Source organism: Paenibacillus macerans, assembly GCF_900454495.1.
Classification (GTDB): domain Bacteria; phylum Bacillota; class Bacilli; order Paenibacillales; family Paenibacillaceae; genus Fontibacillus; species Fontibacillus macerans.
This window is the reverse complement of the sequence record NZ_UGSI01000002.1, coordinates 2,107,513-2,131,565: the sequence shown is the minus strand read 5'-3', so window position 1 is coordinate 2,131,565 and position 24,053 is coordinate 2,107,513. Positions and strand designations below refer to the sequence as shown.

At 54.9% G+C, this 24,053-nt stretch carries 13 protein-coding genes; 1 reads left to right on the top strand and 12 read right to left on the bottom strand.

Annotation, left to right across the window (positions count from 1 at the left end; genetic code table 11):
• Positions 1 to 399 precede the first annotated feature (399 nt).
• The 6 genes from DYE26_RS32715 to yicI form a co-directional block, all read right to left on the bottom strand.
• Positions 400 to 2,811: a glycoside hydrolase family 95 protein gene (locus tag DYE26_RS32715; protein ID WP_051985345.1), complete on the bottom strand. Its 2,412-nt coding sequence runs from the start codon at positions 2,809 to 2,811 to the stop codon at positions 400 to 402.
• Between the two features lie 143 nt (positions 2,812 to 2,954).
• The gene (locus DYE26_RS32710; protein ID WP_036621042.1) at positions 2,955 to 4,673 is read right to left on the bottom strand and encodes an ABC transporter substrate-binding protein; all 1,719 of its coding nucleotides are present in this window, start codon (positions 4,671 to 4,673) and stop codon (positions 2,955 to 2,957) included.
• 133 nt (positions 4,674 to 4,806) lie between these two features.
• Positions 4,807 to 5,712 (bottom strand): carbohydrate ABC transporter permease, encoded by a 906-nt coding sequence (locus DYE26_RS32705; protein ID WP_036621039.1) that lies wholly within the window; start codon positions 5,710 to 5,712, stop codon positions 4,807 to 4,809.
• 15 nt (positions 5,713 to 5,727) lie between these two features.
• Positions 5,728 to 6,726, bottom strand: a complete 999-nt coding sequence (locus DYE26_RS32700) for an ABC transporter permease (RefSeq protein WP_036621037.1) — start codon at positions 6,724 to 6,726, stop codon at positions 5,728 to 5,730.
• 109 nt (positions 6,727 to 6,835) lie between these two features.
• A complete protein-coding gene (locus DYE26_RS32695; RefSeq protein ID WP_036621036.1) occupies positions 6,836 to 8,614 on the bottom strand; it encodes a cache domain-containing sensor histidine kinase in 1,779 nt (592 codons plus the stop codon).
• A 154-nt stretch (positions 8,615 to 8,768) separates the two neighbouring features.
• On the bottom strand, positions 8,769 to 11,087 hold the full coding sequence (gene yicI / locus DYE26_RS32690) for an alpha-xylosidase (RefSeq protein WP_036621035.1): 2,319 nt from the start codon (positions 11,085 to 11,087) through the stop codon (positions 8,769 to 8,771).
• A 137-nt stretch (positions 11,088 to 11,224) separates the two neighbouring features.
• Between yicI and DYE26_RS32685 the strand changes: the two genes are divergently transcribed.
• Positions 11,225 to 12,127, top strand: coding sequence for an AraC family transcriptional regulator (locus DYE26_RS32685; protein ID WP_036621034.1), 903 nt, complete (start codon positions 11,225 to 11,227; stop codon positions 12,125 to 12,127).
• Between the two features lie 374 nt (positions 12,128 to 12,501).
• On the opposite strand, the gene DYE26_RS32680 is transcribed toward DYE26_RS32685, so the two are convergent.
• The 6 genes from DYE26_RS32680 to DYE26_RS32650 all read right to left on the bottom strand — a co-directional run bounded on the left by DYE26_RS32680 (position 12,502) and on the right by DYE26_RS32650 (position 23,816).
• A complete protein-coding gene (locus DYE26_RS32680; protein ID WP_036621033.1) occupies positions 12,502 to 15,429 on the bottom strand; it encodes a glycoside hydrolase family 3 protein in 2,928 nt (975 codons plus the stop codon).
• Positions 15,430 to 16,136: 707 nt separating this feature from the next.
• Positions 16,137 to 18,656, bottom strand: coding sequence for a LamG-like jellyroll fold domain-containing protein (locus tag DYE26_RS32670; protein ID WP_036621030.1), 2,520 nt, complete (start codon positions 18,654 to 18,656; stop codon positions 16,137 to 16,139).
• A gap of 40 nt (positions 18,657 to 18,696) precedes the next feature.
• Positions 18,697 to 19,611: a carbohydrate ABC transporter permease gene (locus DYE26_RS32665; RefSeq protein ID WP_036621028.1), complete on the bottom strand. Its 915-nt coding sequence runs from the start codon at positions 19,609 to 19,611 to the stop codon at positions 18,697 to 18,699.
• Positions 19,612 to 19,657: 46 nt separating this feature from the next.
• Positions 19,658 to 20,536: a carbohydrate ABC transporter permease gene (locus tag DYE26_RS32660; RefSeq protein ID WP_036621026.1), complete on the bottom strand. Its 879-nt coding sequence runs from the start codon at positions 20,534 to 20,536 to the stop codon at positions 19,658 to 19,660.
• A gap of 6 nt (positions 20,537 to 20,542) precedes the next feature.
• A complete protein-coding gene (locus DYE26_RS32655) occupies positions 20,543 to 21,832 on the bottom strand; it encodes an extracellular solute-binding protein (protein ID WP_051985344.1) in 1,290 nt (429 codons plus the stop codon).
• Positions 21,833 to 22,268: 436 nt separating this feature from the next.
• Entirely contained in the window at positions 22,269 to 23,816 is a 1,548-nt protein-coding gene (locus DYE26_RS32650) for a response regulator transcription factor (protein ID WP_036621022.1), read from the bottom strand.
• Between the last annotated feature and the right edge of the window lie 237 nt (positions 23,817 to 24,053).

Genomic DNA, 24,053 nt, shown 5'->3' with positions numbered 1-24,053 from the left:
ATAAAATAGCGGCTGCTACAACCGTTAGAATTCCGCCAGTCGCAATGCTGCAAAAATGCAGGTCTCCCCCGCACGGTGCTCCGGCACGATGCACGGCACGATACTCCGATCTTTCCGAGCAACTGCAGTCTTGCAGCAGTTCGGTTTATGCTAGCCTAATGGTTTACTCTGGTAAGCTACTCTGATGAGCCTAATCCTAACGAACAGCAGTGACCTTATTTCCGCGAAATCAACAGTTTTCAAAGTGTAACGGACACCACGGACCTTATCTGGCACAAATACGTAAGGTTGCGGTCTTTTTCGCACAAATAGTAAGCTCCCCCCGTTAGAAATAAAAAGGGCGGCTTTTCAGGCAAATAAGGCCGTACAGGTCCGCTGGCCTTCACCAGTCAGATCTGCCTATTCAATCAAATACGGCGTATTCGCATCGGTCCAAAAGCGCTCCCCGTCCCCGGCCGTGCTTCCGTCCGGCAGATGAACACGCCGCCCATTCAGGCCGTGCACCGTACACCATCCGCCGACAGCCGATGTGATGCAGGCCGATGCGACCCCGCCGCTCTCCCAGGTTATATCGACGGTAAATCCGCCGCGCGCCCGCAGGCCGCGAACCTGGCCGGACGCCCAGGCCTTGGGCAGCGCCGGCAGCAAATCGATGCCGTTCATATGGCTTTGCATCAGCATTTCGGCGATTCCCGCCGCCCCGCCGAAATTGCCGTCGATCTGGAACGGCGGATGGTCGTCAAACAAGTTCGGATACGTCGAACGGGACAGCAGCGTTTCCACGAACCGGTGCGCCGTTTCTCCGTCCCCCAGACGCGCGTACAGATTGATCAGCCAAGCACAGCTCCAGCCGGTATGGCCGCCGCCGTTTTGAATCCGGTGCTGAAGCGATTTCCGCACGGCTTCCGCCATTTCGGGCGTATCCCGCACCGTAATCGAATCGCCGGGATAAAGCCCGTACAAATGCGAGACATGGCGGTGTCCCGGCTCCGGTTCGGCGAAGTTTTCGCTCCATTCCTGCAGCCTCCCGTCCGGGCCTACCTGCGGCCCGGCCATGCACTCCGCCGTTTCCGCCAGTTCGCGGCGCCACATCTCATCCACGCCCAAAATTTCCGCCGCCCGAATCGTATGCGCAAACAGCTCGCGTATTAGCGTCAAGTCCATCGTCGTTCCCGCCGATACACTGCACTTTTCGCCCTCCGGCGTCAAAAACTGATTTTCCGGCGAGGTCGACGGTGCCGTCGTCAGCAGCCCGTCAGGCCCGGGGACCAGCCAGTCCCGGCAAAATTCCGCCGCCCCTTTCATCAGCGGATAGGCGGTCTCCCGCAGGAACTTATCATCCATCGCGAATTCGTAATGCTCCCAAAGATGCCGGCACAGCCATACGCCGCCCATCGGCCAAAACGCCCAATTGGCCTGGCCGTCCGTCGGCGTCGATTGGCGCCACAGGTCGACATTGTGGTGAGCCACCCAGCCCCGGCAGCCGTAATGAATCCGCGCTGTCCTTGCCCCCGTATCGCTCAGCTCCCGGATCAGCCGGAACAGCGGCTCATGGCACTCGCTTAAATTGGCCACCTCCGCCGGCCAATAATTCATTTGCGCGTTAATATTGGTCGTATACCCGCTGTTCCAGGGCGGCTGAATATGCGGATTCCAGATCCCTTGCAAATTGGCCGGTTCCGTCCCCGGTCTGGAGCTAGCCATCAGCAAGTAACGGCCGTACTGAAAATACAGCGCCGCCAGCCCCGGGTCCTGCGCCCCGCCGCGATAAGCCTCGAGCCGCTCATCAGTGGGCAGTTGCGAAGGTGCCGTGCTCCCAAGCCGCCCTTCGGCAGGCAACACCGGTGGTACCGAGTCCCCAAGCCGCAGCTCGACGCGGCGGAACAAACCGCGGTGATCCGCGATATGTCTTTCCCGCAGCCGCTCATAGCCCAGCGAAGCTGCTGCTTTCAAAACGGTGCCGCATTTTTTGGCAAGTTCGCCTTCCTGCATCCCCGTTCCGGGCATGACCTTATAACCGGCAAAATCAGTCGCCGCGGCCAGCAAAAACGTCGCCGCCCGCGCTCCGCGAACAATCAGCCGGCCGGATTCGTCCGTCCCGACGGTCCCGCCTTCTGTCAGCGCTTGCAGATGCGCTTCAAAGGATATCCCCAATCCCTCTTCATACAAGACGGATTGCGGGTGGTCGCCGCGGTAATTGTCGGCAATATGGCTGGGGCAGCGCCCTGTCATGACGATTCCCGCTTCCCCCAGGAGCGCTTTCGTTTGGAACACCTGCGGGGAATCAAGCGATGCCGAAAGGTCGATAGTCCCCTCCCCTTCGGCGCGAATATGTACCGCAAGCACCTGGTCCTCCGCGCTGACCAGCACCTCGCGAGTGTAGACCGTCCCGCCAAGCCGGTACGAAACGGTCGCCACCCCCGCGTCCAAATCCAAATCCCGCCGGTAATCCGAAACCGCCGGAACGTCCTCCAGCAGGTCCAGCTTTAAGTTGCCAAGCGGCTGATACGCTTCGGTCCCCGTGCCGGCCATTTTGGCTTCAACCAACTGCTCGGCCTCTTTATATTTCCCGGAAAATATCAGCTCCCGAGCCCTTTTTAAATGCCGCAGCGCGTCGTAGTTTTGCGTGTCGCGCGGAAAACCCGACCAGAGCGTGTCTTCGTTTAAAGCGATAAGCTCCTGCTTCACTCTGCCGTAGATCATGCCGCCGATTCGCCCGTTGCCTACGGGAAGCGCTTCCTCCCAACGCGATGCGGGCTGCTTATACCATAACTTCCATCCTGCTTCCGCCGAACGTTCCAGTTTGGCCACCTCTCTCAATTTTATAATAAGTTGAATTATTGACTATACGTGTATACTCCTAAATTCTACGATAAATCCGCAGAAAAGGCCCGATGAAAATACGGGCCTTTTCGTTAATTTTCATATTTGCGGCAATTTCCGGCGATCCTAATTTATTGCAAATCTTTGCCTGTGAACAATTCCACTCTCTTCTTAACGAGTTCGGTATATTCGGCTTCCATCTTTTGAGCGCCGGCTTTGTCCAACTCGGCGAGGAAAGCGTCGTATACCTTGTCGAAGTCCGCTTCCTTGGCCAAAATGGCTTCCGGAATCCGTTTGCGGACAATGTCCTGCGTTTTCTGGAAAATAACCTGATAATCCCCGTCGGTCGGAACCGGCATGTTGTACAGGGCGCCCCATTCTTTAGCCGGGAATTCGTCCTCTTGCGGGAACAGGTCCTTCCAGGTGGTTGCGTTGTAAGCTTTCAACGTTTCCTTCTCGGCATCGGTGTAGTTCTCTACAATTTGTTCCGGGAAGTTGGTCGTATAATAATTGCCGGAAGCATCTTGAACACCGTCACCATAGCGGGCGCCAAATATTTTGTACAAGCCGTCCGGATTGCCGAGACCGGTCTCTTTGGTGAAATTCGTCGTATCGTTTACTTTTCGGTCTACAACCTCGGTCGGAATGACGCGTTTGCCATTCTCGTCGACCGTGTAGTGTTTGCCTTCAATCCCCCAGTTTACAAGGACCTGGCCTTCATCGGAAGAAAGCCAGTCGATGAATTTAATCGCCCGCACCGGATCTTTGCAAGCGGTCGTAATGCTGATGCCGTAATAGTCAACGCCGGCCGATTGGAAGGAGTGGTCCTTATATTCTTCGCTCAACGTGACCGGGAAGTGCGCATACGTGTATTCGTCTTTGCCGGCCGCTTTCAGCGCGTTTTCGGCATCCATGTAACCCCATTCCTGATCGATCAGGCCTAGCACGCGGCCGCTGGCGATTTTCGCTTTGTATTGGTCGTCTTTTTGCACAAACGTGTCTTTATCAAGCAGACCTTCGTTGTACATGTGGTTCAACCAACGGAAGTAATCCTTCTCTTCCGGACGCTTATAGTGCAGCTTCGCTTCGTAGGTTTGCGGGTCCACGTAGTATTCGCCGTCGTCGGGAGCGCCGGTGGCGATAAACGCCGGGTTCGTCACGGTGATCATAATTCTCCAGTCGTCGGCGTTCAGCGTCAGCGGAATCGTCGGCTGTCCGTCCGTGGTTGGATGTTTTTCCACATATTGCTTGAGGACGTTTTCAAAGTCTTGCACCGTGCGCACCTTCGGATATCCGAGCTCTTTCAGAACGCGCTGCTGGATTTCAAATCCGCCGCCAGAGTCAAAATACTGCTGGTCCACGCCGCCGTTGGTCGGGATCGAATAAATCGCCGGATCCTCCTTGCTGTATTTCAACCGGTTCATATTTTCGCTAAAAATCTTCTTGAGGTTCGGTGCATGCTTGTCGATCAACTCGGTCATGTCGACGACCAGGCCGGCATCGACCAGTTTGGATAAGTTGGCTTTGGCAAAAATCAGGTCCGGCACATCACCGCTCGCCGCCATCAAGGCGATTTTGTTGTCGCCGCCGCCGCTGCCCACGTCGAATTCGGCTTCGATCGTCACGCCGGTTTTTTCCGTAATCGCTTTCCCCACTTCATCCTGCATATTGTTCCAGTTCGGGCTGGCGTCAGCGCCGAAAAATGTAAAGGTGACAGGGCTCGTATCATCGCCCGCTTCGCCATTTGCGCCGGAGCCGCCGGACGCTCCGTTGTTGCTGCCGCAGCCTCCGACCAGCAAAGTGCCGGCCAGCAAAATCGCCGCGAAAGTTTTAGGGCTTCTCCATTTCATTTCTTCTTCCCCCCGTATTCTTATTCAAAAAAATGTATTGTATAACAGGCTATATAAGTTGATCTTGCTAACCTTCGCATTTCTTTAGTTCAACTTATATTGACCTGCGTCTACCGGCTGAGAGCCAATCATGTTAGGCTTTAACTGCTCCCAACGTCATCCCGTCCACGAAGTAGCGCTGCAGGAACGGATAAACGACCAGAATCGGAACGGTAACGACGATGGTGATCGCCATTTTGATCGATTCCGGCGACACCTGTGCCATCTGGTTGGCCAAATCGTTGGCGTTGGCCATATTCGCGCCCTGGTTAGTGCTTTGCAATATTTTCATCAATTCGTATTGCAGCGTCGTCAAATGCGGTTTGCTGCCGTTGTACAAATACGTATCAAACCAGGAGTTCCACTGGCCCACCGCCAGGAACAAAGCGATCGTCGCCAAAACAGGCTTGCAGAGCGGCAGGATCACTTTGTAGTAAATCGTGAAATCGTTGGCCCCGTCGAGCTTCGCCGATTCCTGCAGCGCATACGGCAGCCCGTCGATAAACGAGCGGATGACGAATACGTTAAAGGCGCTTACTAACGTGGGCAAAATATAAATCCAAAACGTCCCGATCAGTTCGAGATGACGCATCAGCATGTACGTCGGCACCAGACCGCCCGTGAAGTACATCGTCAGGGCCAGGAACGTGGACACGAATTTACGCGATTTGAAATCGGGCCGGCTGAGCGTGTAGGCCAGCATCGAAGAACTGATCAGTCCGAGTACGGTGCCCAGCACCGTCCGGAATATCGTAATTTTGAAGCCCTGAATCAGGCTGGTATAACCGAAGATCGTTTCGTAGTTTTTCCAGGTAAATTCGCGCGGCCATATGTAGATGCCACCTCTGACCGTATCTGTGGAATCGTTAAGCGATATCGCCAGCACGTTCAGGAAAGGGTACAACGTGATGATCAAAATGACCGACATCAGGATAAAGTTGAAAACATTAAACGCTTTTTCGCCTCTAGTGAGGTTAAACGCTTTGCCGCTGCTTGCCATCTATGTTCCCTCCCCCTACATAATGCTTTCTTTCGTCGTTTTCTTCATAATGCCGTTGGCCGCGAGCAGCAGGATAATGCCTACGACAGAAGTAAACATACTGATCGCCGTGCCGTACGAGAAGCGGCTGATATTAATGCCATACTCTAAGGCGTATATGTCGAGCACCTCGGAGTAGTCGGTAACCAGCGAGTTGCTGAGCTGGAATTGCTTCTCAAAGCCGATGCCGATCAGATGGCCGATCGACATGATCAGCAGCACCGCAATCGTCGTCCGGATCCCCGGCAGCGTGATGTTCCAGATTTGCCGGAACCGCCCCGCCCCGTCGACGCGGGCGGCTTCGTACAGCTCCTTGTCGATCCCGGTAATGGCCGCCAAATAGATGATGGCGTTCCAGCCGGTTTCCTTCCATACATCGGAAGCGGTTACAATCCCCCAAAACCATTTCCCTTGCGCCATGAACTGAATCGGCTCGTTGGTAATATGAAGCGCCATCAGCAGTTCGTTGACGACCCCTCCGTCGATGGAGAGCATTTTCGTGATGATCCCGGCCACAACAACCCAGGATACAAAGTGCGGCAAATAGGAAACCGTCTGCACCGTGCGCTTGAAAAATTTGCCCCGCAGTTCATTGAGCAGCACGGCAAAGGCGATCGGGAAAATAAAATTTGCGATCAGCCCCATGACGCTCATGGCCAGCGTGTTTCTAAGTACGAGATAAAACCTTTCGTCCTGGAACAAGTCCACGAAATTTTTGAACCCTACCCATTTCTGGTCGGTAAAAGATTTGGCCGGCTTATAGTTTTGAAAAGCCATCGTCCAGCCCCAGACCGGAACATAGTTAAACACGAACAACCATATGACAAACGGCATGGACATCAAGTATAAATACTTTTGCTGCACTAAACTTTGCCAGGTACCTTTTTTTCGCTTTTTTCGCGGCTTAGGGGCAACGCTTACATTATTGCCGGGATTTGATGACAGCGTTTCCACAGATTCGAGTCCCCCCTTCATTTCTATATATCAATCATAAGCGAAGGGGGAACACGGAAATACCCGACAGATTTCAAACAAAACCATATAAAAATTAGACATCGTCCGGCGAAAATCCAAAGATCCGCGATCAGGACGGGATCGTAAAAGCGATTTCCGTTCCGGAGCCGGGCGTGCTGGCGATATGCAGGCCGTGCTCCTCTCCATAGGACAACACCAATCTTTGGTGGACGTTGCGCAGGCCGATCCGCGTCCGCTGCGATTCCTCGGCGGCGGCAATGGAACGCTTCACTTCGGCAAGACGCTCCGCCGTCATCCCCGTCCCGTTGTCTTTAACGGTCACATGCACCAGCGCTTCTTTCACTTCCACCTTAACCTCCACGTTGACGCCGTCCTCCTTGCCCTCCACGCCGTGAACGACGGCGTTCTCTACCAGCGGCTGAATAATGAGCGGCGGCACCCGGATGTCCTCCGCCGCCGGATCGATCCGCAGCTCGTACTTCAAGCGGTCCTCATAGCGGAATTTCTGGACCTCCAGGTAGGAGCGCACCATCTCCAATTCCTCTTTGAGCGGCGTGTTTTCCCGGCCGACTTCAAGGCTTTTCCGCATCATTTTCCCGAGCAGGCGCACGACGTTGGCGATCTCTTTATCCCCTTTCAGATGCGCGTTCATCCGGATCGATTCCAGTGCATTGAACAGAAAATGCGGGTTGATTTGGCTGGCCATCATTTTCAGCTTGATTTCCCGCTGTGCCAGCTCCAAGGCGTTGTTTTGCTCCGTTTTTTCCACCACCTGATGCATCAGCCGGTTGATGCTGCCGACCATGTAGTTGAATTGGCGCGACAACTGCCCGATTTCATCGTTTCCGTCTATCCGGGATACGACATTTAGGTCCCCGAGCGCCAGCCGGTTTAAATGGCGGCTTAACCGCAGCATCCGGTTTGTGGTCAAAAAAGAAACGATATAAACGAACACGAGAGCGATCAGCAGGACGAGCAAAATAATGCCCAACCCGAAAAGGCTGACCGCATTGGCGCTTTTGACGATCGACTCCGTCGTGAACACGGAAACGATCTTCAGCCCGTTCATGCTGGAATCGGGAATCAAGGTATCCACCACCAGATAGGAAGGCGCGTCCCCGACATCCGCCTTGAACGTCCCTTTTTGCAGGTTCCGCAAATCGGTGCCGAAATCGAGCGATTCCAGCGTTGTCCCGACCAATGCCGGGTTTTTCGCAGCCACGACATAACCCTGCTCATCGGCGATAAACGTTTCAAAAGGCTCCTGCTGCAGCATCCGGTTCAATTCGTCCTGATTCAGAACGACCATAAGCACTCCGCTTTTCCGCGTGCCTTCAAACGAAATCTGGCGGACGAGACTTAATCTGCGGACGGGAAGTTCCTCATCCTCCTTGTTGTTAATGTAAAACCAGCCGATCCTTTTTTGGGACATCGCTTGCCTGTACCAGTTCGCCGACGCCGTCCGCTCATCGACCGGTATAAACTCCAGGTTGTTGATCAACGTCGGATTGTCGAAGTAGAACCGGATCCCCGAAATTTCCCGGTATTGCCTGACGTACCCGCGAAAATCGTCATAGTTCAAGTAAGCTTTGGTCAGCTCAAGCACCGACGGATACCGGGTAGTGACGAGGGCTTCGAGTTTTTTATCCAGCATAAAAATATCCGAGATGTCGCTGGGCACGCGAAGCATCGACGCCGCGCGCGATTTCACCCGTTCGACGTTGTTGACGGTCTGGGCGATCGCCCGGTCCATCGCCTGATTGCGGAAATAAGCGGTTACGACAGCGCCGACAATCAACACGGGAATCATCACGACAACGATGTAGGAGATAAGCAGCTTGTGCTTAAGTTTCAAATTGTTCGTGAACTGCACGATTTTACTGAACATTGGAATAAGCGATTCCTCCTTAGTCTCCTTAAAAGGAAAATATCCCCTCTTGCCAAGGGGAAAAGGGGATATTTCCAGGCGGCCGTTCGCATGGTCCGCCTGTCCGTGTTTAATTGTACACCTGCACGCCATCGCCGCGGTAGGCAATCACGCGTTATTTCAAGGTGATTTGCAGCTCCGCCTTGCCGGTGAACGCGGCTACTTCGATCGTTCCGTTTGCGGCTAGCGTTCCGCCTTGGACGGAGGCGATTTCGCCCATGCCGTGCAGCGCTACGCGGAACGGCTTGCCAGCGCCTTCGGCGCTCAGCGTCACAACGTTGCCACTCTTGGCTGCCGTCACGTTCAGCTCCGCGGCCCCTTTGGCACTGCGAACCGTGCGGGATACCGCAGCTCCGTCGGCAAGCTGGTACAAGCCGATCTCTGCGCCGTCCGCATAATCGTAATCCGGACGAGTATCATTCGCCCCGGTGGCCAGGATCGAGTTCGGGCGAACGAACAGCGGCAGGCTGAAGAAATTATGGTTCTCTTTACGCCATTTTCCGCCTTCGACCGTTTCCCCGGTCAGCAGATGCGTCCACTTGCCTTCCGGCAAATAATACGTTACATCGCCTTTTTCGCTGAATACCGGGGCCACCAGCAGCGAGTCCCCCAGCATGTACTGGCGGTCCAGCGTGTCGCAGGCCGGATCGTCCGGGAATTCCAGGAACATCGCCCGCATCGTCGGCACGCCCTGCTGCGTGGCTTGCACCGCCGTATCGAACATGTAAGGCATCAGGCGGCATTTCAGCTTCGTGAAGAATCGCGTCACATCCACCGCTTCATCGTCGTACGCCCACGGCACCCGGTACGAACTGCTGCCGTGCAGGCGGCTGTGGCTGGACAGGAGGCCGAAGGCGAGCCAGCGTTTAAATACGTGGGCCGGGGCCGTGTTTTCGAATCCGCCGATGTCGTGGCTCCAGAAGCCGAAGCCGGCAAGTCCGAGCGACAGGCCGCCGCGCAGGCTTTCCGCCATCGATTCATAATCGGCGTAGCAGTCGCCGCCCCAGTGAACCGGGAACTTCTGGCCGCCGACCGTTGCGGAACGGGCGAACAGCGCGGCTTCGTTTTTGCCCAATTTTTCTTCCAATACTTCAAATACGACTTTATTGTACAGGTACGTATAGTAGTTGTGCATTTTCACCGGATCTGCGCCGTCGTAATAAACGACATCCGTCGGAATCCGTTCGCCGAAGTCGGTTTTGAAAGAATCGACGCCCATGTCGACCAGTTCGCGCAGGTAGCCGGCAAACCATTCGCAAGCGGCCGGGTTCGTGAAGTCCACAAGCGCCATGCCGGGCTGCCACAGGTTCCATTGCCAAACATCGCCGTTGGCTTTTTTGACCAAGTAGCCGTTTTTCATGCCTTCCTCAAACAGGCGGGAGCGCTGGCCGATATACGGGTTGATCCAAACGCAAATTTTCAGCCCTTTTTCTTTGAGGCGCTTCAGCATGCCTTGCGGGTCCGGGAAAACGCGTTCGTCCCATTTAAAGTCCGTCCAATGGAATTCCCGCATCCAGAAGCAGTCGAAATGGAAAACGTGCAGCGGAAGATCGCGCTCCGCCATGCCGTCGACGAAGGAGTTTACCGTCGCTTCATCGTAATCGGTCGTAAACGAGGTCGTCAGCCAAAGGCCGAAGGACCAGGCCGGGGGAAGCGAAGGTTTGCCCGTCAAATCGGTGTATTTGTTCAGCACGTCCTTCGGCTCGGGACCGTCGATCACAAAATATTCCAGCGATTCCCCGGGAACGCTGAATTGCACTTTTTTCACTTTTTCCGAAGCGACTTCAAACGAAACCGCCCCCGGATCATTGACGAGCACGCCATACCCTTTGTTGGTGACGTAAAAAGGAATGTTCTTGTACGCCTGCTCGGAGCTGGTGCCGCCGTCTTTATTCCAGATATCGACAACCTGACCGTTTTTCAGGAACGACGTAAAACGTTCGCCCAGACCGTAAACCCATTCTCCGACGCGCAGGTCGAGCTCCTCGCGCATATACGTGTCGCCGTTGGAATCCGTCACATGCGCCATCGATTTGAAGCCGCTGCCGGTGATTCGCTCGTCAACGCGGTAGAAATCGACCGACCACTGCGGGCCTTTGTTGATGCGGACGCTCAGGCTGCCGCTTTTCAGTTCGGCATATTGCTCGTTTTCGGTGATTTCAACATGGGCGCCGCCTTCGTTCAATTCAAAGTGCGGGCCATGGTCAACAACCCCGGCGAAATGGAACAGCTTGACGCCGATCACGCCGGGAAGCGGGGAATGGAACTGCATCGTCAGCAGCGTTGTATTGATCATATCGCCCCGGCCGCGCAGCGGCATCGTTGAAGCGGAAGCGATCAGCGTGTTGTTTTGGGCTCGGAAATCGTATGCTTGTACCGCGGGAGACAATGTAATGCCATCGCGAATCAGCCAGTTGCCATCGGTAAATTTCATTTTTTCATTACCGTCCTTCCTCTAGCGCATTGTTTTAAAATGAAAAACGTTCTATACTTGCATTATACTGATACGCATCACAATAAACTAACATAATTCGACGATAATATAACACTATATTGATGAGGTGATCATGGATGGACCAAGCGCTCCGCCGCGCTTTGCACGAGAACAAAAGCCACGGCACGCAGCGCCTGCCGTTCGGCACATACTGGTACCGCTTCGGGCCGGGCGAGCATGTCATCGACTGCCACTGGCACGAGGAAGCCGAGTTTTTTTACTGCCTTGAAGGGGAAACGCTGTTCCAGGTCGACACCGATTATTTTCCGGTCCGCGCCGGGGAAGCGGTGTTTATCGACGGGGGCGACATTCACGCCGCGCATGCGCTCGGGGAGCAGGGCTGCACTTTTTTCTCCCTCGTGTTCGATACGCAGCTGCTGGCCAGCGCCCATTATGACGCGGTCCAGGAAAATCTCGTCCTCCCCCTCCAGGAACGGAAAGCGACGTTTCCCCGCCATATCCGGCGGGAGCAGCCTTATGAAATCGCGCTGCTCGAGCATATTCTCGCGATGATGCGGAGCTGCAGCAACGAAACGCCCGGGTACGAAGGCGCGGTGAAAGGCCATCTGTATTTGATGCTGGCCGAAATCGCCGCCGAAGGCCGTGCCGTCAGCCGCATAGCCAGCAGCCGCAGCGAATCGTCCAAAATCGAGCGGCTGAAAACGGTCATTTTGCACATCCAGCAAAACTACGGCCATCCGATCCGCCTCGGCGAACTCGCCGCGCTGATTCCGATGAGCGAAGGGCAGTTTTGCCGCTTCTTCAAGTCGATGACCCGGCAGACGCCGATCGATTACATCAACTCGTACCGCATCCGCCAGGCCACCGAGCTCCTGCGCGAACCGGAGCGGAAAATCTCCGACATCGCGCTGGAGGTCGGCTACGACAACATCAGCTACTTCATCCGGGTGTTCCGCAAGACGATGAACTGCTCGCCTTCGGAGTTCCGCAAAAAGCTGCAGGAGCCGGTCGAGGCTTAGGGCGGGGGGCGGCACGCTTGTATGGCGGCGGCGGGGCAGCGCTGCTTGCGAGCCGCCCATCGACGAAAAACATAAGGGCTAAAAATGCCGCTATTTCGGCGATCTCCCCCACTTCAGGTCAAACAAAGGACATTTATGTCGCTAATTTCTCGATTCGCATGGAAATTACCGTATTCTGGACCATTCCCAGGAAAATAAGGCCAAAAAGTGTCGCTAATGGGTATGCACATGCTCAATCCAGGAAAATAAGATCATAAATTTACCTTATTCACTTGATGAAGGGGTAAGGGGGGAGGTGCTGGTAGAGTTCGGCTCTTTTCCCCGTTTCTTTTTCATAGCTGCCAATTTCTCAGCCCTTATCGTCCCCTGCTACCCTAGCGGATACTGAACCGGCTGATCTGAACCTCGCCTTTGAGGTGAAGGTATACGTCGCGGCGGCCCGCCGCCCCCGTTACCGGCGCGGTCACCGTCGTCCAGGCCTGGCGGCCGCCGGTCGGCAGCACCCGGCACGTTCCGGCGGTTTCCCCATCCGGCGAGCCGAGCGTAACGACGATCTCCCCGCCTTTGAGATGCCCCGAAACTCTCGCCTCGAACTCCGACGCCCCTGTGCCGAAATCCACATCATGGAACGCGATCCAGCCGCCGCTGTCTTGAACGGTGCGGATGCTCTCCCCGCCCTCGCGGCATTCGTCGATAAAGACCCGGTCATAATTATCGTAATTCACCGCTTTGACCGATTCGCGGAGCAAACGCGGCGGAACCGTCTCCCCGTTGACCCGAAGCGTTGCCGCTGCCGCGATTTTCTCCGAGGACGGGCCGACCATAATCGTGTAGGCGCCGGTTTCCACACAGTACCGTTCGCGGGTCACATCCCAGAAAGCGAGCTCGGATGCTTTTAATTCCAGCGTAACCGTCTTGAACTCGCCAGCCTTCAAATGAATCCGTTTAAAGCCTTTTAATGTCTTAAGCGGCCGGGGCACGCAGGAAGCTTCGGCCCGGACATACAATTGAACAACCTCGTCTCCGTCCAGCTCACCGGTATTCCGGACGTTCACCGACACGGTGACGGTACCGTCCTGTCCGATTTCAGCAGGGCTCAATGACAATCCTTCATATCCAAACGTCGTGTAACTCAGCCCATGTCCGAAAGGATACAGCACTTCTCCGTCAAAATATTGATAGGTCCGCTTTCCTTTGATAATGTCGTAATCCATAATGTCCGGAAGCTGATCGGCCGACTTGTACCAGGTCATATTGAGCCGGCCCGCCGGGTTGTAGCCGCCGAACAGCACATCGGCTACGGCGCGCCCCAGTTCTTGCCCCGCATGGGATGTAAACACGATCGCCGGAATATGTTCCTGTTCCCAGTTCACCGCAAACGGGTACCCGCCGACAATGACGACAACCGTTCGCGGGTTAACCGCTTTAACAGCCTGAATCAGCGCCTGCTGGGATGGCGGCAGTGTAATGTCCGGCCGGTCGGTCGTTTCCTTTCCGTTAATGAACGGGCTGTTGCCGACGAACACGATCGCCGTTTCCGCGTTTTTCGCCGCTGCGGCGGCTTGCTGCAAACCGCCCTGCACCACTTCAACGATAAATCCGTCATGTATGCCGGCAGCGGCTCCTCTATTGGCGAAGTTGGCTCCCCCGCTTACCGCGGCTTCCGCATCAACTGTTGCACCAGCGCCAACCATTACGGCTCCTTCAGCTTCACCGGCGCCCTTTTCCTGGTCCGCTTCGACGTTCATGTATCCCCGGACGTCTACCGACACTGGCTTGCCTTCCCACGACAGCATCCGCATGGAGCCGTCTGCCTGCGTTTCGAACCCAAACGCTTCCTTCACGAACCAGCCGCGCGCCTCGTCCGCCGTCGCCTCGAGCCGGCCCGATTCGCTTTCGGTTACGAACTTCCCGTTGCTGAGCGCCCGCAGCGTAATTTGTCCCCAGCCCCAATCGTTTCGCTCGAACACTTCGGCCTGTTCCGCGTCTTCGCAGTTTGCCGCCAGAGCAGCTCCGCCCTCTTCGCCGGCGGCGATACCGACGTATTTGCCGGTGGCCGCCGAACGCAAGCGAATCCGATCCAACCCCGTCGTAAAATGCACCGGACGGCCGTTCATTTTCTCCGTCACACCCTGCAGCGGGGTTATGCGGTACGGCGGCGTGCCGCTGTACCAGTCGGTGAACGCCTCGTCCGCCAACGGGCCAATCACCGCCACCGAAGCCGCGTCCTTGCCCAGCGGCAACAGCCTGTCGTTTTTCAGCAGCACGACCGATTCGCGGGCCGCTTCCAGCGCCAGTGCGGCATGCTCCGGCGCGCACAGCTTTGATTCTGCCACATGGCTGTACGGATTCCGCTCCGCGGGATCGAATTCGCCAAGCCGGAAACGGACGCGGAACGTATTGCTCAGCGCGTGGTCCAAATCGGCCTCCGTCAGCAGTCCTTGCTGCAAAGCGTCACGCAGCGCCTGCTGCGAGATCGGCTGATCATCCGTAATGCTGTCGATACCGGCCTTAATCGAGCCGGCGACCGCTTCGGCGTAAGAGTCCACGTAATGGTGATCCATCACGGTGCCGAGCACGTCCCCGGCGTCGCCCACGACGAAGCCGTCCATGCCCCATTCGCCTTTGACGATTTCGTTCACCTCATGATTAAAGTTGCACGGCGTGCCGTTGATGCCGTTGTACGCCGTCATCATCGAACCTGCGCGCCCGTCGCGAAAAGCCGGCTCAAACGCCTTCAAGTAATATTCCCGCTTGTTCCGCGGATCAATGCTGACCGATGCGCTTCCGCGGTCCACTTCATTATTGTTGCCGTAAAAATGCTTTAAGGTTGACACGGCTTTGTAATAAAAAGGATGATCGCCCTGCATACCTTTGACCAGCCCGGTCGTCAAGGCACCGGTCAAATGCGGATCCTCCCCGTACGCCTCTTCGGTACGCCCCCAGCGCGGGTCCCGTTCCATATCGACCGTCGGCGCCCAAATCGTCAGCCCGTTAGCGGCCGGGTCGCGCTGGTAGTAAACCCTGGCCTCGTCCCCGATGACGGAGCCGATTTTTTGCAGCAGTTCGGGGTTCCAGGTACAGGCCAGCCCCGTATTTTGCGGGAACACCGTCGCTTCGCCAAGCCAGGCCACGCCATGCGCCCCCTCCGTGCCATGCTTGTATTTGTTCACCCCAAGGCGCGGAATATCCGTTTGATATTGGCACATCAGTTCAATTTTCTCTTCGAGCATAAAACGCGATATTAAATCGTTCACCCGTTCCATTAGCGGAAGATCCGGGTTTTGATAAGGATAACTCATGTCACGACCTCATCCCATTTTGAATTTCCGGTTTGTAAGCGCTGCACAAATCACGCGTTCCAAAACCGCTTCCGTTTCATCCCCCCCATCATACAATGGTCCGAAAGCGCTTTATACAACGATAATTAGTCATGTTTTCATGTAGAAATCTAGATTATCTGCTTAAGGAGTCGCTTTCTCAAATCCAAGAATTTAATCAACAAGTGAAGCAGACTTGACGGGAGGAATGGGACAAGACACCGGAAAAAAATGAAAGGACCGTGATTAGCCCCCTCCTCTTCTCCCTGAACAGAAGGGATAATCGTGCAAGGCAGCATGCAGGGATACCTAGACACAAACGCTATAGACAACCATCGATATCAAATTAAAGGATGCTGCTCGGATCTTAGGATCGAAGAATCGGTTAACAGTATCCTTAACGACAAGGATCTCAATGAAGACCTAGGCGTTTCGGTTAATGTGAGCGAGATTACTGGAATGAGATGCGACGGCGTTGTAGAGTGTATCTATGAGTATAAACCAACCATGGTTATCATAAATACACTGGTCCTTTATTCCTTTAGCATATTTGGACACTGGGTTGGGAAAGGAATCAGAGAAATATCCCGAAAACGTTAGGAATCGCCAGCCGCCGCCCAACACCAAAACGGCCGCTTTCCGCACTCGGAAAACGGCCGCTGCCAACGTCCAACTGGGCTTTCTATATATCATCCTTTCGCTTGCGCGAGCTTCTTGATCACGGCCTCCGTGACCGGGATGTCATAGACGCGGAGTTCATCCAGCATGCCTTTGAACGGCGGGTCCCACCAGTTCACGCCCAGGCTAAATGTGCCGGAGTCAGTCGTGAACACGCCCGGGAATCCGGTGCCGGCAAACTTCTGCACCCCGTCGATGTAGACCTTCACCGCTCCCTCATCGGCCGTGAAGGCGACATGGTGCCACTCGTTCAACGGGAGCTTGGCGCCGGTTGCTCCGTCGTACCAGGCTTCGCCCGACCACAGCATCGTATTGTTGTCCCACGATTCCGGCACCAGACTGATCCAGCTTGATGTGGAATTCGCACCGAAAAACGTCGTCGTAAACTGCGTATACTGCTGCGGGTTGACCCAAAACGAAACCGAATAACGGTTTCCGGAAATGAGTCCGCCGGGCAGCTTGATCCCGGAATTTCCATCGAACACCGCCGCCTTGCCCTCAACGCCGTCCGCATAAGCGATCGTACCGCCTGTACGGTCAATCCGGTCGCCGGTCGCCACCCCTTCGCCAAATTGGCCAAAGGAATCCCTTAAATTGTCCTCAAAAGAAAACCGCGCCTGCAAACCGTACTCCGGATCGATCGGAGCCACCACAACCGCGAACGTTTTGCTGGCGGCAGCTTTTCCTTTCGTTATCGTCGCCGTCAGCTTGGCCGTCGCGGCGGCTTCCCCAACCTCCGGCGGATAAATCACCCCGGTATCGGAAATGACGCCCGGGTCCGAAGATTTCCATGCGATCGCAGCGCCCCGGGTCCCCCGCCCCGGCAGGTTCAAATTGGCCATCACCCGGCTCGTATCCCCCAAATCCAGGTCTTCAACCACCGCTTTGACGACCTGCCGGTCGGACATATCCGGCTGCCGAATTCCCCATACGGACTCCCCTTTGCCGGAAACGGCCGTAAAAGTCAGCGTTTCGCCGCCCAAATCGGCGTCCCAGCCGCGGACGAATACGCCGCGAAAGACCTGGCCGCCCAACGTAAGGGTCGCCTCGTATTTGCCGGACAGCTGCCACTTCCCCGTCACATCGCCGCTAATCGTGTTGTCCTTGTTCAGACGGATGTTCACCGATTTAACGATATCCCCGGAGTAGGCCAGCCCGTGGTTGACGAATTTATAATCGCCGGCCACCTGGGACGCCTTCACCGTTTGCAGATTTTCCCCGGCATAACGCTCCGGAGCGACGACAAACCAACCGTCCCGGTTCAGGAACATCTGGTGAACCCGAAGCTCGTGCAGCTCTCCTTTTTGCGGAAAACGCGTATGGAACACAAGAAAATATTTGCCGGTCCGCTCATCATACAGCACCGAATTATGCCCTGGGGACGCATAACCGTAGCCGGTCCCCGTGCCGCTTTCTCCGATTTCCCGCGGGAACAGGAAGTTGCCCATCATTTTGATGCCGTAAGCGGAGTTTTCCGTATTTGGCGGCAGCACCGCATTTTGGCCCGCCGCATCCACGTAAGGGCCGCCCGGGCGCGAAGCGCGGAACTGCCTGATGTTGTATCCGCCGTTTGCTCCGAGCCATCCGTACGACACGTTCAAATAATAGTAGCCGGTCCCTTGATCATAAACGATGTACGGGCCTTCCCCGGACTTCGTGTGCCCGCCGGCGATTTTCGTGCCGAAATAGCGGTCGACCATCCGGCCGTCCGCCGCCGTCCCGTCCTTCCCGGGATAAACCGGCCGGCCTGTCGCCGGATCAAGCTCCAGCAGGAAGATGCCGCCCGACCAGGAGCCGTAAGCCATCCACAGCTTCCCGTCCCGGTCAAAAAACGGTGCGGCATCGATCGCGTTCGGATAAAGTGCGTTATTATAGGAGCCGTCGGTCTTGAACCAGCTCGTGTTCACGCCCGCGAGATCTCCGTCTTCGATCAGCCTTCCGATATTCGTATTCGTCCATTTTTTGTTCACCTTGCTGTCCGCATCGTACGCTTCATCCCTCGTAAAACCCGAATATACGGCGGTATCGACGTACTTGTAAGGTCCTTCGATATTTTTCGATACCGCCAGCCCGATCGCCGAACGGATATAGGTGGAGGACGCGCTGTAATACATCATGTAAGCCCCGGTCGTGCCATCCTCATTGACGAAATGCTCGTTCCGGATAATGCCCGGCGCCCAGACGGCAAAGCCGCCTTTGCTGTCCGAATCGTTTTCCCCGGCCCAGGCGAACGAACCGGCCAAATTTTCCGATAAATCCCCGTACAGCGCGTTGCCCGGCGTTTCATACCCGTTCGTGAACGTCGCCCAATTCAGCAAATCGGCGGACTTGGCCGCTTCGATATGCGAACCGAACACGTAATACGTCCCGCCGTCCTTTACGATTGAAGGATCGTGCACGGAGACGTTCGTAAATGCCGGGGGTTTTCCCGGCTTTTTCGCCGGCAAACTGCCGGCGGAAGCCGCGGCCGGCATCAGCATCGCGAACGCCAAAACCATAATCAGGCACCTGCCAAACGTTCTTATTTCCATGAATAGTCCTCCCCTTGCAATCGAATGGATTATCGAACCATCAGCCCTTAATCCCCGAATTCAGATTGATCGATTGCAAAAAATATTTTTGCGCGAACACAAACAGCAGAAACGTCGGAATGATCGCCAGAATCGCCGACCCCATGAGCTGCCCGATCATCCGGTAGTTGCCGTAAATGTCCTGCAGAAGCAGCAGCCCCGCCGTCACCGGCATCTTCACCACATCGGTGTACACGATGACCGGCCAAAGGAAATCGTTCCAGGACCCGACGAACGAAAATAAGCCGCACACGATCAGCACCGGCTTGATTAAGGGCAGAATCACGGAAAAATAAATCCGCAAATCGCCGGCCCCGTCGACGCGGGCGGATTCGTCCAGCTCATGGGGAATTCCTTTCATAAATTGCCGTACCAAAAAGATGTTGCCCATGCCCGCCAGCCCCGGAACGATCATCGCCCAGGACGTATTGACCCAGCCTAACGCGTCGATGATTTTATAAGATGGGATCAGGTTCACGACAGCCGGAAAAAAAGAGATGCCCAGCAGCGTGAAAAACAGCGTGTCTCTGCCTTTGAAGTTCATGCGGGAATAACCGTATCCCGTCAGCGAAATGACGACGATCACCAAAAAGGTATGAAACGCCGCAATATATAAAGAGTTGATCAGCCAGCGCAAAATGGGCGCCGTTGACGTATTTTTCAGAATCGTCACGTAGTTATCGACAATCCACTCGGCAGGCAGCAGCCTGAACCCGGTGGACACGACCTCCGATTGGGAGCGGAACGATGTGGTGACGCCGAAGATTACCGGAACGACCCAAATGACGCACAGCGCGATTAAAAACAGATAAGCGATAAGCTGGGAAACGGAAACGGTGAAGGATTTGCGTTTGGAGCCCGTTCCGATCCCCGGACCCGGAAGCCGGCTTAATTCGCTTGGCGCGCGGTTCTCCATGCGAGTTGACACCTCCTGTTCTTTTCTTCCATTCGTTGCTCCCGGATTATGCAGCGTTCCGGTTCATCACATAGTACTGCAGCGTCGATATGACCAAAATAACGAGCCCCAGCAGCACCGCCATCGCGGACGCCATCCCGGCGATCGATTCCCCGGTGCCGAAGGCGAGCTGGCGGATATACATCATCAGGACGTGCGTGCTTTGCCGCGGCCCCCCGTCCGTCATCATCAGCGGTTGGCCGAATACGTTAAAAGCGCCGGCTGTCGTCATCACAAACGTATAAATGACCGGAAAGCGGATCGACGGCAGGGTGATGCTGAAAAATTTGCGGACCGCTCCCGCGCCGTCGATGCCGGCGGCTTCGTACAAATCTTTGGCCACCCCGTTAATGGAGGCGCGGTAAATGATCATGTTCCCGCCGACGCCGCCCCATACCGTAATGACGATAATGATGATCCAGGCATAAGGCTGATTGGCCGCCCAGGCCACGTCCGAGCCGAACACGTTCCCGGCGATCCCGAGCTGCTTGTTGAAGATGAGCAGCCAGATCAGCGCCGCCGCCGAAATCGAGATCAGGCCGGGGACATACAGGATGGACTGGATGACGCCCTTCAGTTTCACTTTTTTGTGCTCCAGCGCGGCGGCGATCAGCAAAGGGAGCACGATCAAAATCGGAACGCTGAGTCCGACGAAAATAAACGTGTTTTTCAGCCCGTTGCGGAATTGGTTGTAGAACGTCGAATCTGCGTCAAACAGGATCGTTTTATAGTTTTGCAGCCCGACCCATACCGGATCGTTCATCAGATTCCACTGGGTAAACGAAGCATAAATTCCGTAAATCGTCGGCACGAAAACAAAAATGACAAACAAAATGAAGTGCGGACCTACAAAAAAAACGGGCGCAAGTTTGTTTTTGTTTTTCATCGCGTTCTACTCCGCCGCTTTGCTGCTTTCCGCGATTTTATCCTCCACGTATTTCTGCATCGTTTGCAGCGTTTCGCCGATGCCGACGTTGCCGCGGACGATATCGGCCGCGTACGTGTCCACCGCCTCGGCCACATACGGATAATATTCATAGGTGTAAATGTAAAGGGATTTAATCTCCTCCTCGTTGGACGTGAAGAAGGATTGGATGTAGGTTTGATACTCCGGGCTTTCGATCACCTGCTTGCTGGCGACGATTTGGCCGGCTTTCGCCCATTCCATGGAATTTTGGCGAATGAACTCCAGGAAGGCCCCGATGCCCGCTTCTTTCTCGTCGCTGCGTTCATCGTTTTTCAGCATGGCAAACAGGTGGGAAGAAGCCCGGTTCGTAAATTTCTCGGGCGTTGGAGAGTAAATGTTGGTCACGCCGAAGTTCAGGCCTTCCACCGCGGCATGCGCCGTCGAGCTCCAGGTTCCGTCCGTGGAGAACAGCACGTTCCCGGATTGGAACATCAGGTAGCCGTCTTCGCCAAACGGCGTCATCAGCCCCGCGTCGGCGATTTTTTTGACGTTTTCGAACGCCTGCTTCATCGCCTCCGTATTTACGGCCGGTTTTCCGTCCTGCTGAATGTCCCCGCCAAGGTTCTGCACCTGCGCCAGAATCACCCAGCCGAGCAAAGCGTCGTTTACTACATAATCGCCTTCGTCCAGCTTTCCTTGAAGCGACAGCATCTCATCGATCGTAACGACGTTATCGTCCAGGAACGATTCCGCATTGTATTTCTTCAGCAGATCTTTGTTGTAATACATCGCGTTGCTGTGGATGTCCAGCGGCACCGTATACTGCGTTCCGCCGATATTGCCGGTCGCCCACGCCTGCGGCAAATAATTGGCTTCTTTGATTTCAGGCTGCGCCCCCAGGACGGCCGTCATCGGCTCAAGCACGCCCTGCTTGACGTAGCCGGGCACGCGGTCGGCATGGATAATGGCCAAGTCCGGCACGCCTTTTCCCGTATTCAGCACGGTGGAAATCTTCGTGTACATGTCCGCCGTTACGATATGTTTGACTTTAAACTCCGGATTGGTGGCGTTGTAATCTTTGACGAGCTGATCCATGTAAGCCCCGTCATCCCCGGTCAGCGGCGTCCAAAAGCTGATCGTGTTTTTATCGGCACCGCTGCCGCAAGCCGCCAATAAAGCGCTTACCACAAAAACAAGGATACATGTAACCGTCCATTTTTTTCTCAACCTATTCCCCTCCAGCTTTGTTTTTCTGTGCAGTCCAGTAATGTACATATATGCAGGTTAAAATCATGCTTTAACAACCCCGTTTGTAACCCCTTACAAAACATCGACTTTGGAATCAGCCTCCTCTCAAACCCATAATTTTCATGCTTATGGTTAAAATACTAATCCTATTGTCCGTACACGTCAATGATTTATTTGTTTTTTTGATTTTATGTACGTACCTATTAAATGATGCTAGAAATGTGGATTTAGCGATTTTATGCTGTATTTATTATGGATTTGTTTAAAATAAAAAGTCTAAAACTATTAAACTCCTTCTATACAATGCATTCAATATATCAAGTTGTACGTACAATTTGATGCATCAGAAAGCCGTGCTTGTCCCTTCTCCCTGGCTCAACCGCAAAAAGCAGCGATGTTCGTTGTTCCACCAACATTCGCTGCTTTGGCTTCAGGCACTTCATCCAATCCTGCGCAATTTTCCTTACGCATTGCTCGCTGTTTTGCGGTATGCGGACGGGGAAGTCCCGACGTATTTTCTGAACTTGCTGTGGAAATAATCGACGTTGGTATAACCGACCCTCTCGGCCACCTGGTACACCTTCAGCCCTTCCTCCAGGTATGCCTTGGCCTTTTCGATCCGCACTTTGTCCAAGTAAGTATTAAAATATTCCCCGGTGGCGTTTTTGAACAATTTGCCCAGGTAAGCGCTGTTATAGTTAAAAATGCCCGACAACGTCTCCAGCTTCAAATTTTCGTTGAAATTGCGGTGAATCAAATCCAGCATGATCTTCACTTCGCGGTGTTTGCCGCCTTCGCCCAGCTGATGCATGATTTGCTGCAGCAGGAATTCCGTTTTCTCGTACAACCCCTCGATCGTCCGCATTTTGTGTATTTCCGATATATAATCGGAAAATTCTTTGCTGCGATCCTGCAAAGCGGAAGACTGCTTCAAGGCCCTGCCGAGAATCGACGTCAACACTTCCACAAAACGGCGCTTGATTTCCTTCTCCGGATACCCGCCGGCGGCAAGGGCCCGCCCGGCTTTACGAACGAGCGACTTCACCGCCTCCCGATTCCCGATATCCAGGGCATAATGCAGCTGCTCGCCGATCTCTTCGATCGAGGAGTCCGGCAATTCCGCAGGCGCCCCGCTCCGCAGCGCTTCGGGGGATAGTATGGCGCCCTGATCCAAAAAGAAATGCAGCTTAATAAGTTCGCACGCCTCAAGGTAGGAGCTGCGGATGTCCGGCAGACAGCCGACCTTGTTCCCCAGCGCCGCGGTAAATTCCGCTCCGGCGCCGTTTAGCTCTTCCCGGATCTCTCTGTATACGCTTTCGTATTCCACAGCGAGCAGCGGTTCCCTTAACAGCACGCCGAGCTTGGCTTGAATGCCGAACACCCAGCCCCGCCCGGTATCCTCAAACAGGTGGGCCAGTTTTTTTCTCACCAGTTCCCCTGCGCTCATATCGGCGTCATCCTCGGCATGTACGGCCACCAGCAAAACCTGATACGCCTTGCCCGTGATCCCCACTTCTCCGGCCCGCTCATACAGCGGCGCCGTCTGCTGCTCATCCGTACCCGCCAATACGGACTGGATCAGCGATTCGCGGGTCCACTCCGCCGTAACATGCCGCCATTCCTCGGAAGCGGTCTCTTCCTCGACCGCCTTTTTGATTTTCGCCAGATATTCCTTAAGCTCATCCTCGTCGACCGGCTTCAGCAAATAGCCGTCGGCCCGCTGCGTTATCGCTTGTTTGGCGTAGCTGAAGTCCGCATAACCGCTGAGGATCAAGATATGAAGCTGCGGATCCTCGCTCCGCAGCTTTTCGATCAGCTGCAAACCGTCCATCCCGGGCATCCTGATATCGGCCACAACCAAGCCGGGATGATGCCGCCTATATTTATCCAACGCCTCGTTTCCGTTTGCGGCCGTGTCAACCACGTCGTACCCGAGCGCATTCCAATCGATAAACGTACGAAGTCCTTCGCGCAGCTTCGGTTCATCATCGACAATTAGCACTTTAATCATGTTGCATTCCTCCAGCCGGAAAATGTTTCACATGCACCAACCTTCCAGCGAATGGTCTGATGAAACGTTTACAATAATTATAAGTTATTCGCAAAAAGAGGAACAAACATTATCCTGCTCCGTTATAGCACTATTTTGATCCTCCGGCGGCGGCTTTATTTGTCCATTTCCCGGCCTAACGGCACTGGCGTTGCATTAGCGCTTACAAAATCTCTGGTACACCTTAAGCGCTATTCC